The 12,196-nt window shown below is 74.5% G+C and carries 10 protein-coding genes; 5 read left to right on the top strand and 5 right to left on the bottom strand.

Going from position 1 to position 12,196, the window contains the following annotated elements; all coding sequences use genetic code 11:
* Positions 1–5 precede the first annotated feature (5 nt).
* Complete coding sequence (locus IPM45_12355) at positions 6–848, bottom strand: protease inhibitor I42 family protein (protein MBK9180328.1); 843 nt, start codon at positions 846–848, stop codon at positions 6–8.
* A 124-nt stretch (positions 849–972) separates the two neighbouring features.
* Here IPM45_12355 and IPM45_12350 point away from each other — a divergent pair, with 124 nt between their 5' ends.
* From IPM45_12350 to IPM45_12330, 5 genes are read left to right on the top strand one after another with little or no spacing between them, the layout of a single operon-like run.
* Positions 973–2,355 (top strand): diacylglycerol kinase, encoded by a 1,383-nt coding sequence (locus IPM45_12350; GenBank protein MBK9180327.1) that lies wholly within the window; start codon positions 973–975, stop codon positions 2,353–2,355.
* Between the two features lie 51 nt (positions 2,356–2,406).
* Positions 2,407–3,507, top strand: coding sequence for a redoxin domain-containing protein (locus IPM45_12345; protein ID MBK9180326.1), 1,101 nt, complete (start codon positions 2,407–2,409; stop codon positions 3,505–3,507).
* A gap of 28 nt (positions 3,508–3,535) precedes the next feature.
* Positions 3,536–4,396 carry a PAC2 family protein gene (locus IPM45_12340; GenBank protein MBK9180325.1) on the top strand — a complete coding sequence of 287 codons (861 nt, stop codon included), beginning with the start codon at positions 3,536–3,538 and terminating at the stop codon, positions 4,394–4,396.
* Between the two features lie 8 nt (positions 4,397–4,404).
* Entirely contained in the window at positions 4,405–4,911 is a 507-nt protein-coding gene (locus IPM45_12335) for a hypothetical protein (GenBank protein MBK9180324.1), read from the top strand.
* Entirely contained in the window at positions 4,901–6,376 is a 1,476-nt protein-coding gene (locus IPM45_12330) for a hypothetical protein (protein MBK9180323.1), read from the top strand. Before IPM45_12335 ends, IPM45_12330 begins: the two co-directional genes overlap by 11 nt.
* Here the strand turns inward: IPM45_12330 and IPM45_12325 are convergent.
* The 4 genes from IPM45_12325 to IPM45_12310 form a co-directional block, all read right to left on the bottom strand.
* Positions 6,373–7,095 carry an NUDIX hydrolase N-terminal domain-containing protein gene (locus IPM45_12325; GenBank protein MBK9180322.1) on the bottom strand — a complete coding sequence of 241 codons (723 nt, stop codon included), beginning with the start codon at positions 7,093–7,095 and terminating at the stop codon, positions 6,373–6,375. The genes IPM45_12330 and IPM45_12325 overlap by 4 nt on opposite strands.
* Positions 7,096–7,106: 11 nt before the next feature.
* Positions 7,107–9,410 (bottom strand): [protein-PII] uridylyltransferase, encoded by a 2,304-nt coding sequence (locus IPM45_12320; GenBank protein MBK9180321.1) that lies wholly within the window; start codon positions 9,408–9,410, stop codon positions 7,107–7,109.
* A 103-nt stretch (positions 9,411–9,513) separates the two neighbouring features.
* Entirely contained in the window at positions 9,514–11,487 is a 1,974-nt protein-coding gene (locus IPM45_12315) for a cell wall-binding repeat-containing protein (protein MBK9180320.1), read from the bottom strand.
* Positions 11,484–12,068, bottom strand: a complete 585-nt coding sequence (locus IPM45_12310; GenBank protein MBK9180319.1) for a cell wall-binding repeat-containing protein — start codon at positions 12,066–12,068, stop codon at positions 11,484–11,486. The genes IPM45_12315 and IPM45_12310 overlap by 4 nt, the downstream gene beginning before the upstream one ends.
* Positions 12,069–12,196 lie beyond the last annotated feature (128 nt).

Raw genomic sequence — 12,196 nt, 5'->3', positions numbered from 1 at the left:
ATGCCTCAGGCCGCGTTCAGCGAGAACGTGGCCGTCTGGTCGTCGGGCGCCGGCTCCCACACCCGGCTGGAGCGCAGCTCGATGGTGCTGGAGCCGGCCGGGCCGGCCCTGAACAGCAGCACCTGCTTCCCCGGGGCGCCCGGCACTGCCTCGCCGGCCCGGTAGCTGCTGCCGAGGTACGTCACGCCGCCCGTGAGCGGCGCGGCCAGGATCCACTGGTAGCCGGTCGAGGCGTTCGACTCGAGCTCGATGCCGAACTCGGCCGCCGCCGCGACCTCGATCGGGGTGGCCGGGTCGGTGAACACCTGCAGGTCGGCGGGGAGCGGGGGCTCCTCGGTCGTGGCGGTGGCCGCGGCGTCGGCGCGCACCTGCACCGCGAACACCAGCGTCTCGTCGTCGGGCTGCGGGTCCCAGGGCTGCGAGTACCGCAGCCCGACCTGGGTGTCGCCCTCGGCCACCGCCGAGAACGTGAGCGTCTGCACCCCGCCTCCGCCCTCGACGCCGACCGAGCTCGGGTCGGGGGTGTAGTCGCTGCCGACGTACGTGGCCACGGCCTCGTCCGGAGCGGCCGTCACTCCCCACTCGTAGCCGGTCGTCGGGTTGGAGGCGACGGTGATCGTGAAGCCCTGGCCGGGGGCCACGACGATGGGCGTGGCCGGGTCGGAGAGCGTCACCGCGCCGTCGGCGGCCGTGGTGGTGGTGGAGCCCGCCGTGGTGGTGGTGGTCTCCTCGGCCGAGGTCGTGGTGCCGGCCGCGCCGTCGTCGTCACCGCCGCAGGCCGCCGGGCCACCCACGAGCAGGGTCAGCGCGCCCAGCCCGGTCACCCACCGCCTGGTGCTGCGAGTCATGCGAGCACACCTCCTCGGGGACCGCACCGGACCCCACCCGGAGGGTACGCCGAGGCACCAGGGCCGGAGGGCCCGGGCGCGTCGGGGCGTGCGCCAGCCGGTAGGGGCGCGCGAAGGTGCGGACATGCCGCATGCACCCGACGACCGACCGCCGCTGCTGCACCGGGCCGCGGCCGTGCTGGCACTGGGGCTCGCGGTCGTCGCCGTTCTGATCGTCCTGATCGGGCTGTGGACCGAGCCGCTGCGGCTCCTCGGCGGCGTCGTCGGCCTGCTCGTCGCCGTCAGCGGGGCCTGGACCGCGGTGTCGCGACGGGGCCTCCTGCGGGTGGTCGGGGTGCTGGTGGGGGCGAGCGGGGTGATCCTCGCGGTCGCGATCCTGGCCCTCGCCGGTGAGGGAGGCAGGGGCGAGCTGCTGCTCGCCCTGGCCGCCCTGGCCGGCTCGACGGCAGCCGGGCGGTACGCCCTCGGCGTGGACCGCACGTCGCTGAAGCGGCTGCCCACCCCCGGCGAGCCGGTGCCGCCGGCCCGCCGGCCCGTGCTGCTCGTGAACCCCCGGTCCGGGGGCGGCAAGGCCGAGCGGACGGGGCTCGCCGCAGCCGCCCGCCGCCTGGGCGTCGAGGTGATCACGCTGGGCCCGGGGGACGACCTCGAGGCGCTGGCGCGCGACGCCGTGGCCCGAGGCGCCGACTGCCTGGGCATGGCCGGGGGCGACGGCTCCCAGGCGCTGGTGTCGTCGGTGGCCGCGGAGCACGACCTGGCCTTCGTGTGCATCCCGTCGGGCACCCGCAACCACTTCGCCCTCGACCTGGGCCTCGACCGCGACGACGTGGTCGGCGCCCTCGACGCCTTCGGGTCCGGCGTGGAGCGCCGGATCGACCTGGCCCGCGTGAACGGCCGGGTGTTCGTGAACAACGTCTCCCTGGGCCTGTACGCCACGGTCGTGCAGTCGGACGAGTACCGCGACGACAAGCTGGGCACCACCGTGCGCCTGCTGCCCGACCTGGCCGGGTCGGCCGAGCCCCCGTTCGACCTCCGCTTCGTGGGCCCCGACGGCGTCGAGGGGGGCCCGGTGCACGTGATCCAAGTGTCGAACGGCCCGTACCTGCTCACCGGCGGCGGCGGGTTCGGCAGCCGGCCGCGCCTCGACACCGGTCAGCTCGGCGTCGTCACGCTGCGGATCGCCCGAGGCGCCGACGTGGCCGCGATCGCCGCCCTGGGGGCGCTGCGGAGGCCGACGGCAGCGCCCGGCGTCGAGCAGTGGGCCACCCCCACCTTCGAGGTGCGCTCCGGCGGCCCGGTCGCCGCCGGCGTCGACGGCGAGGCCCTCGAGCTCGATCCCCCGGTGCGGTTCGAGTCGGTGCCGGGCGCCCTGCGCGTGCGCCTCCCGGCCAACGCCCCCGGGTATTCCCCCGGCGCCGTCGCGGCCATGGTCGCCACCGCGCCCGTGCGAGCCCTCCTCACCACCGTGGCCGGCCACAGCTGGCTGGCGACCGTCGCCGCCCGCTGACGGGCCCGCCCCCACGCCGGGCCCGGGAGGCCCCGCGCTACGGTGCGGTTCGTGCTCCTCACCGCGCCTCGGGTCGACCCGGCTGCGCTGGAGGCCCGCACCGGCTGGGCCGTCCGGCCCGAGGGCCTGTGCCGGGGCGACGTGTGCGTGCCCCTGCCGGCCGGGGCGCTGGCCGGCGGGCTCGTCGACGTGCGGGTGCTGAGCGAGCGGGCCGGCATGCCGCTGGTCCACGACGACGCCCACGGCCTGTGGGCGCTGGGCCCGGCCACGGCCACTGGCCGGGCGCTGGCCACGGCCGAGGCCCCCGACCTCGAGCTCCCCGGCTTCGACGGCAACCCGTTCCGCCTGTCGTCGCTCCACGGCCGCAAGGTGCTGCTCGTGGCCTGGGCCTCGTGGTGAGGGTGCCGCCACGACCTGCCCGGGTGGCAGGCCCTGCACGTCGAGCTCGAGCCCCGGGGGCTCACCGTGGTCACCGTCGCCCTCGACGTCGACCCGGCGCGAGCCCGGCCCTTCGTCGACGCCGCCGCGCCCACCCACCCGTCGCTCGTCGACCAGGCGCACGTCACCGACGAGCTGCTGGGGATCGTCAACGTGCCGATGGCGGTGTGGATCGACGAGTCGGGCACCCTCGTGCGGCCGGCCGAGCTGGCCGCCGTCACGGAGAGCCCCCTGAAGGGCCAGCCGGTGCCCGAGGGTCTCCCCGACCGGATGCGCCGGATGCTCGAAGAGGTGCAGCGCATCCCGGGTGACCCCCGGCGCTACCACGCCGCGGTGGTCGACTGGGTGGAGCGGGGCCCGGCCAGCCCCTGGGCGCTGACGCCCGACGAGGTCGTGGCCCGCTCGGTCCCGCGCCGGCGCGACCAGGCCGAGGCCGCGGCCTGCTTCGAGCTGGGCCAGCACCTGTGGCGGGCCGGCGAGCCCGACGCCGCCACCGGGTGGTGGCGCGAGGCCCACCGCCTCGATCCGGGCAACTGGACCTACAAACGCCAGGCCTGGACGTTCGCCACCACGCCGGAGGGTGCTCCCCCCGACCTGATCCAGGGACCCACCGACCTCTACGAGGGCAACTGGCTCGACGACGTCGTCGAGCAGGGGGGCGGCGGGCACTACTACCCGCCGTCGGAGCTGGCCGGCACCGACCGCACCGCTTGACCGCCGCCACCCGGTAGGTTCGCGGCCCGTGGATCACGTGCAGTGGGCTGGCCGGCCGCGCCTGCGCCGCCCGGTCCTGATCGCGGCGTTCGAGGGGTGGAACGACGCCGGCGACGCCGCGACCACTGCCGCGCGCTGGCTCCGCGATCGGTGGGACGCCAGGGCGTTCGCCTCCCTCGACCCCGAGGAGTTCTTCGACTTCACCTCCACCCGACCCCACGTGCGGCTGGTCGACGGCGTGACGCGCGAGATCGTGTGGCCGGCCGTCGAGGCGTTCGCGGGCGCGATCCCGGGCACCGACCGGGACGCCATCGTGCTGCTCGGGACCGAGCCGCAGCTGCGCTGGCGCACCTTCTGCCGCCAGCTCACCGCCCTGGCCACCACCATGGGGGTGGAGCTCACCCTCACGCTCGGTGCCCTGCTGGCCGAAGTGGCCCACTCCCGGCCCGTGTCGGTCATCGGCACGGCCGCCGACCCCGACGTGGTCGCCTCGCTGGGGCTCGCCCACTCCCGGTACGAGGGGCCGACCGGCATCGTGGGCGTCCTGCACGACGCCTTCCGCGCCGCCGGCATCCCCTCGGCCTCGCTGTGGGCGGCCGTGCCGGCCTACGTGCCCGGGGCCACCTCGCCCAAGGCGGCGCTGGCCCTGGTGGAGCGCACGTGCCACCTGCTCGACGTCCACGTGCCCACCACCGAGCTCGAGATCGCGTCGGCGGCCTACGTGCGCCAGATCGACGAGCTGGTCGAGACCGACGAGGACATGGCCGCCTACGTGCACCGCATCGAGGCACGCCAGGACGACGAGGACGACGAGGACGACGACGACGAGCTGCCCGGCGACGAGCTGGTGGCCGAGGTGGAGCGCTTCCTCCGCGGCCAGGACGGCTGAACCTGCCCGTGGCCCGTCTCACCCCCACCTGCGTGTGGCGCACGTCGCCCGAGCTGCTCGTCGCCCTCGACGAGCGCTTCGGCGAGCCCGTCGACGCCTACGTCAACGGCTCGCAGGTGTGGCTGCGCGACGACGGCCCCGGGGGGGTGGCCATGGAGTGGCGGCTCCACCCCGTGGCCGGGTTCCGGCGGCCCGCGGGGCTGTCGGCCTACGACCTGTTCCCGGCGGTGGCGCTGGCCCTCGCCCGCGGCGACGAACCGCCCGCTCCCCCCGACGAGCTGTGGGACGGGCTCGAGGCCTTCCCCGCCTACGGCGACGAGGTCGAGCCTGCCCCGCTGGCCGCGGCCGCCACCGCTTCGCTGGGCATCGCACCGGCAGCGACCGGACTCGCCGACCACGACCGGATCGCCGACGAGTGGGAGCTCGCCGGCGGCCGCCTCTCGATCATCGGCGCCCTGCTCGACCAGCTCGGCCCCGGTGGCGACCAGGCACCTCCCGCGTCCGATGCCGGCTAGGCGGAACCGCCACCGGGTGGTGGCGCGGGCGGTCATCAGGCTGACCGCCCTGCTGGCCGTCGTCGCGGCCGCGCCCGGCGCCGGCGCGGACACCTCCCCGCCGCCGGCCCCGGCCGAGCCGCCCCGGCGGATCCTGCTGGTCGGCGACGACCTGATGGTGCAGGCCGGCCCCGAGGTGGCCGCCCGCCTCGAGGCCACCGGCCGGGCCGACGTCACCCTGGTGGCCCGGGCCGGCACCGGGCTGGCCGGCACCGTCGACTGGCCCGGCGAGCTGGCCCACCTGGTCGACCAGGTGCACCCCGACCTGGTGGTGGCGCACTTCGGTGGGGCCGACGCCCCGCCCTTCGCGGTCGACGAGGCCGGACGGCCGATCCTGCCGGGCACCGGCGCGTGGCTGAACCGGTGGGGCCGGGGCGTGCTGGCCCTGATGGACGCGCTGGCCCAGCGGGGCACCCCCATCGCCTGGGTCGTGCCACCCCCGGACGGCAACGCCGATCGGGCGCCGATCACCGAGATGATCGGCCTGGGCCAGCAGGGTCTGCTCTACGGCTACGCGGCCATCAGCGACCACATCGACCCCCGCGCCGCGCTGTCCGGACACGACGGCGGCTTCACCGCCGCGGCACCCGGGCCGGCGGGCACAACGGTGGCGCTCCGCGCCCACGACGGCTTCGGGCTCGCACCCGAGGGCGCGCACCGGCTGGCGGTGGTGATCGCCGACCAGGTGACCGCCCAGTGGTGCCTCGATGGCAGCCAACAGGGCTGCGTCCCGTCGTTCGGGCGGCCGCCCGACCCGGCTGCGGCCCCGGCCGGCCGGCCGCGCGTGCTGGTGGCCGGCGACTCCCTCACGTTCCAGGTCGCACCGCGGCTGCAGGCGCTGCTCGAGGGGTCGGGACGGGCGTGGGTGCACGTGTCCCACCGGTCGACCGCCGGGCTGCTCAGCCAGTTCTACGACTGGCCGGCCAGGATCCGCAGCGAGGTCGCCCGGTTCCAGCCCGACGTGGTGGTGCTGCAGTTCCAGGGCGGGTACCGGCCCCCGTACCTGCACGACGACGCCGGCCACGAGATCCTGCCGATGACCCTCGGCTACTACGCGCGCTACGCCGAGGCCGCCCGCGCCCTCACCGCCGAGCTGCTGGCCACCGGTGCCCGCGTCTACTGGGTGCTCGGCCCCGAGATGTACGGCCGCGACGCCGGCGGCGGCCTCGTGCTCGGCCCCGTCTGGCTCGACCTGGCCGCCCGCTTCGGCGACCGCGTCGACTTCGTCGACGGCTGGGAGTCGATCGGCCTCGGCCCGGGGGGCAACCCCTTCGACCTCAGCACCGCCCCGGCCCGGGCCACCCGGCTCCCCGACCTGATCCACTTCACGCCGACGGGCGCAGACCGCTTCGCCCGGCTGCTGGTGGCGTCGCTCGACGGCGACGGCTGCCTCGCCGGCCCCGGCGCCTGCCGCGCCGCGGGCTAGAGATCGGGGAAGGTCTCGGACACGTCGCCCTCGTCGTGGTGGCCGCGCCACAGCGGGTTGCGGGGCACGTCGAAGAGCACCTCCACCGGCTCACCGCGGATGGCGGCGAAGGCCGACGGTCCCCACTGCTGCACGCCGACCGTCGGGAAGGGCAGACCGTCCTCGTGGAACCAGCCCACGTCGGTCGTCTCCAGCGGGTGGGCGCGCAGCTCGCCGCCGACCGCCCGGCAGTGGAACACCAGCGAGTACAGCGGCACCCGCGTGAAGCCGAGCCGCAGGCCGTCGAGCACCGCGATGAGCTTGACGGGCTCGCAGCGCACCCCGGTCTCCTCCTCCACCTCCTTCACCGCCACCTCGGCCGGCGAGTAGCCGACGTCGGCCCAGCCGGTGGGGTACAGCCAGACGCCCGAGTCGGCCCGCTGCACGAGCAGGATCCTCCCCTGGTCGTCGCCCACCACCGCGCCCACCGCCACCTTGGGGGTGACGTAGCCGGCCACGCCCTGGCCGACGTGCTTCATCCACTCGTGGACGAGGAAGTCGGCCTCGAAGGTGGAGCCGGCGGCCACCCGGATGTCGGCCGCCACCTTCAGCACCTCCTCGAAGCGCTCCCGCTCGTAGAGGCTCTCGGTGAACCCGAGCCCGGTGCGGGCGATGGCGGCCAGGGCCTCGCTCCAGCGCAGCAGATCGCTCTCGGTCACCCCTGTGGGCAGGTCGGCCATGGGGACGGAGGCTACCCGGGCGTGGTGAGCGACAGGCCGTGGAGCACCGCCCGCTCCAGCTCGCCCAGGTAGCCGGGGTCGGTCAGCTTGCCGCCGGCCGCGTCGCACACGTAGAAGCTGTCGACCACCTGCGGGCCCATCGTCTGCACCTTGGCATGGCGGATGTCGAGCTGCATCTCGGCCAGGGCGTGGGTGATCCGGAACAGCAGACCGATGGCGTCGGGGGCGCGCACCTCGACGACGGTGGCCGACGACGACACGTCGTTGTCGACCACCACCTTGGTGACCGCCGGCGAGGCCGCGCGGCTGCGGCGGCGACGGTAGGTGCGGGCCCGCTCGGCCACGCGGGCCTCCAGGGCCAGGCGCCCCGCGAGCGCCCGCTCCACGTCGGCCACCACCCGCGTCCAGCCCCCCCGGTCCTCGGAGAGCCCGGCCACGCGGAACACGCTGACCGCCATCCCGTCCCGCGAGTGGGCGTCGGCCTCGAGCACGTCGAGCCCGTTGATGGTGAGGGCCCCCGCGATGCGGCCGAAGAGCCCGGGCCGGTCGTGGGCGCACACCGTGAGGCGGTCGCCCTCTCCCTTCACCACCGTGCGCCGGGCGGCGACGAGGGCGAGGTGCTCGGGCCCCGGGAAGGCCGACCAGGCCACCTCGTGCAGCTCGCCCCCCCGCAGGACGTGGCCGGTGCGGTCGACCAGGTCGCGCACCAGGCTCGCCTTCCAGCTGCTCCAGGCCGCGCTGCTGGTGGCCAGCGAGTCGGCCTCGGTGAGGGTGGCGAGCAGCTCCAGGGTGAGGGGCGAGCCCACCGCCTCGGCCACCAGCCGGATCGTGCCGTCGTCGCTCACGTCGCGGCGGGTGGCGATGTCGGGGAGCAGCAGGTGGTGGCGCACCATCTCGGCCAGCACGGCCACGTCGTCCGGCCCGAACCCCATCCGGGGCCCCAGGTGCTCCACGACCTCGATGCCCACCTCCGTGTGGTCGCCGGGGTAGCCCTTGCCGATGTCGTGGAGCAGGGCGCCCACCACCAGCAGGTCGGGCCGCGCCACCCGGTCGGCCACGGCCCCGGCGTTGGCCGCGGTCTCGAGCAGGTGCCGGTCGACGGTGAAGCGGTGGTAGGCGTTGCGCTGCGGCTTGCTGCGCACCGTGGCCCACTCGGGCAGCACCCGTACCAGCAGGTCGCGCTGGTCGAGCGTCTCCAGCGGGGCGATGGCCGCGGGGCCCTCGCGGAGCAGTGCGACCAGGGCGTCGAGGGCGCCCGGCGGCCAGGGGTCGGGGAACACGGGGGTCCGCTCGGCCAGCCGGTCGAGCGAGCCCCGGTCGATCCGGGTGCGCAGCCGCGCCGCCCAGCCGGCCGCCCGCAGGCACAGCGCCGGATCGCCGGCCGGGTCGGCGTGCACGTCGACGTGGATCTCGCCGTCGCGCAGGGCCACCCCGGGGGCCAGGTCGCGGTCGCGCCCGGCGGCGTTGGCCACCGGGCCCACCAGCGTGGACCCGACCCGGCGCCACGTCTCGTCGCTCGTCCAGGCGACGGTGCGCGCCGCGGCCGCGACCCGGCCCATGAGCAGGTCGGCGTCGCCGCCCGCCAGGACGGCGGCCACGTCGTCCTGCTCCTCCAGGGTGAGCACGTCGCCGGGCCGGCCGGTCAGCCGGTGCAGCTCCACCCGCACGTCGAGGATCACGTCGTAGGCGGCCTGCAGGGTGGCGTCGTCGCCCTCCAGCAGCACCCGCTGGGCGGCCTCGGCCCAGCGCAGCGCATGGACGTCGCGCAGGCCGCCCCGCCCGTCCTTCAGGTCGGGCTCGAGCAGGAACGCCACCTCGCCGGCCCGGTCGTGGCGCTGCTCGACCGATCGCTGCAGCTCGCCCAGCCAGCGCCTGGAGCGCTTGCGCCACTGGCCCCGGGCCTTCTCGGCCAGCTCCTCGGTGAGCCGGGCGTCGCCGGCGACGTGGCGCACCTCCAGCAGCGAGGTGGCCGTGTCGAGGTCGTCGGCCGCCAGCTGCAGCGCCTCCTTCACGGTGCGCACGGCGTGGCCGAGCTTCAGCTTGGCGTCCCACACCGGGTACCAGAGCCGCTCGGCCACGGACCGGATGTCGCCCCGCTTGTGGTGCAGCAGCAGCACGTCGAGGTCGCTCTGCGGCGCCAGCTCCGCCCGGCCGTACCCGCCCACCGCCACCAGCGCCAGCCCGCCGAGGTCGTCGCCGGCCGCCTCGGCCAGCAGGCCGGTGAGCCAGGCGTCGACGGCCTCGGTGTAGGCCAGGCAGAGGGCCCGGCCCCGCAGGGCACCGTTCGCGAGGATCTCGTCGCGGGCGAGGGTCACGGCGGCAGGCTAGGCGGCGGCCGTCGCTCCGCCCCAGCCCGGGGCCGGCGCGGTGAGGGGGCGCCCCGTGGGCGCCCCCTCACCGGTGTCACGGTGGTGCGGGTCAGGCGTTGCCGGTCATCGACATCAGGAAGATGACGGGCGGCGGCGGCGTGACGCCCGGCACGATCGGCGGCCAGTTGAGGAGGATGATCAAGCCGCCCGTGGGGCCGCTGCCGGCCGGGCCCACCGAGTACATCCCCGAGAAGTCCTGGAAGGGGACCAGCCCCGGGTCGTTGGGTAGGTCGGTCTCGGCCTTGATGTTGATGGTGAGCCCGCCCGGGAAGGCCGAGCCGGCGACCGGGTCGATCACCAGCCGGCCGGTGAGGGTGGCGGCGTTCTGGTTCGCCGACGGCGCCCCCGGGATGCCGCGCCGGGTCACGGTGAGGTCGAGACGGCCCCGCTCCAACCCGGTCAGCGGGATGCCCCGGAAGTTCGCGAGGACGGCCGACCCCGCGACAGGACCAGCGGTCAGCGACCCGGGCGGCAGCGGGTAGCTCACGGTCTGGCTGCACACCTCGCCCGGCCCCAGCGGCGCGTAGCACCAGGTGAGCGGGCCGGGGGGCGGGGGGATGGCTGCCGTGCCGAGGGCCAGCTGCTGCTGGACGTTGGTGACCGCCTTGCCGTTGGACTGGGCCTCGTTGCCCGATAGCGACTGGAAGCGCACGACCATGCCGCCGAACCAGGGTGTGCCCGGCCCGCCGGGCTGGGTGAACGCCCCGGAGGCGTCGACGCACATGAACCGGCTCTGGAACGGCGTCCACACGCTGTTGGGGTTGTTGGCCACCGGGGAGGCCGCCTTGTTCTGGTAGTCCACCGGCACCGACCGGATGAACCCACCCGCCGGCGTGTAGGCCGCGATGCGGGCCACACCCAGCAGACCGTCGCGGTACACGCAGATCTTCGGACCGATCGGCAGGCCAGCCGGGGTCGACTGGTTCAGGTCGACACCACCGCCATCGTTCGAGGCGCCGCCCGTCAGGGCGATGAGCCCGAAGCCGAGGTCGGTGAAGAAGATGTCGTTGACCGTGGCCGACGGGTTGATGTCGGTCGCACCGTTGTAGCGGACCAGATCCGAATCGATCTGAGCCGGCGCATACGTCCCACCCGACAACAGCGTGCCGATGGCCTGCTCGGTCCCGGCCGAGATCGCAGCCGTCCCACCGAACACATAGCCGAAGCCACCCTGGTTGCCCGTCGGGTTCTCCGACGTCGACGTCGGATCCGGATACAGATCAGCCAGATACGTGGCCACCGCGTTGGACAGACCCGACGCCGTCGCCGTACCCGGCTTCACCAACAGGATCGGCACGATCCCACCCGGCTGGAACGTCGACCCACCGATGATCGTGTTCGGACCCCGAAGATCCCCACCCAGAGCACCATTGCGCTCGATCGGGGGAGCCTGACGGGTCGGCGCACTCACACCGGCCAGCCCCACGTTGTCCACGAACGCCGCACCAGCCAGCGCGTCCACCGCGTCCGTACCGTCGTTGCGGTCCGAACGAGCGAACCCGAACAGCGTGCCCGTGTCACCGAACTGGACGCCGGCCAACACCGCGGCCACACCCACCGAGGTCGAGTAGCGGTCAGGGCCCGCCACCCGCAACACGTCAGGCGTGAAGTCCCCCGTCTCACCCGCAGCCGACACGGCCGCATCCAAGACATCCTGGGACACCGCAGCCTCACCACCCACGGTGATGATCGAACGCGGGTTCATCACCGTCAACGCCGCCAGCGTCGCCACCGGCAGCTCAGCGGAACGGGTCAACAGCACCGGCGAGCTGTACGCCGCCGCCACCGGCCCGATCGCCAACGCATCCGCACCCTTGGTGCCCTCAGCCAGGAACACCGCATCCGCGAACGTGTCGTCCGGAGTGTCATCACCCTCCAGAGCCCACGTCCCGTTGTCGTTCACCGTCGCGTCGTACACGTCGATGTCGGGCAACCCACCAGGAGCGCCACCCGGCGACTCGGCCTGGAACAACAACAGAGCAAGCTCCGCCGCCGTCGCATACCGATCCAGAGGGATGGTCACCCCGTGGCCGCCTCGATCGAGGCCTGCAGACCCGAACCGTCCACCCGAGCCACCGCGTTGGCGATGGCGTCGACCTCGGCCGCAGCCGTCACCGACACCGCCGCCTCGCCGCCCAGGATGACGGCGTTGAACGGCTTCTGGCAGTTGTCACGGATCGTCAACAACGCCGTACGGGTACGCGGGTTCAACACCGCACCCGGGTTCCCCCGAGCCGCGTCCGTCAACAGCACCAACGCATTGGTCACGTTGGTCAACACACCCGTGTCACCCAACGGCAGGTTGGTGATGCCCTTCACACCCGACGCCGCCAACGCATCAGCCGGATTGTCACCAGCCGCGATGTGGATCGTCTCCGGGCACGTCGACAACCCGTAGGTCTCCGTCGGCACGTTGTCGTTACCCCGGGCGTTGATGCCCAGCGTCACCTGCTCGAACGGATAGCCACTCGTCTTGTTGAGGTTCAACGTCGTCACCATGGCGATCGACGCCGCTGTCTCGTAACGGTTGTCACCCTGCATCCGCAAGGTGTACGCCGTCGCACCGATGCTCGGACCGTCAGGCCAGAACGCCGGCGTGGGCACGTCCGCACCCGCAGGAGCCGCCAACGGGACCAAACCCGCCAACACTCCAGCAGACGCCAGACCACCCAGAAGCATCTTCCGCTTCCGCACGTCTCTCTCCCTCACCACGACAACCCGGACACGACAAC

Source organism: Acidimicrobiales bacterium (genome assembly GCA_016716005.1).
In the GTDB taxonomy this organism is placed as follows: domain Bacteria; phylum Actinomycetota; class Acidimicrobiia; order Acidimicrobiales; family JADJXE01; genus JADJXE01.
The sequence above is the reverse complement of the archived record's forward strand: the minus strand, read 5'-3'. Positions and strand labels throughout refer to the sequence as shown.

What these genes read in the sequence shown, in the direction of transcription:
- IPM45_12355 (MBK9180328.1), bottom strand. Translation starts at nt 848, where the DNA reads ATGACTCGCAGCACCAGGCGGTGGGTGACCGGGCTGGGCGCGCTGACC.
- IPM45_12350 (MBK9180327.1), top strand. Translation starts at nt 973, where the DNA reads ATGCCGCATGCACCCGACGACCGACCGCCGCTGCTGCACCGGGCCGCG.
- IPM45_12330 (MBK9180323.1), top strand. Translation starts at nt 4,901, where the DNA reads ATGCCGGCTAGGCGGAACCGCCACCGGGTGGTGGCGCGGGCGGTCATC.
- IPM45_12325 (MBK9180322.1), bottom strand. Translation starts at nt 7,095, where the DNA reads ATGGCCGACCTGCCCACAGGGGTGACCGAGAGCGATCTGCTGCGCTGG.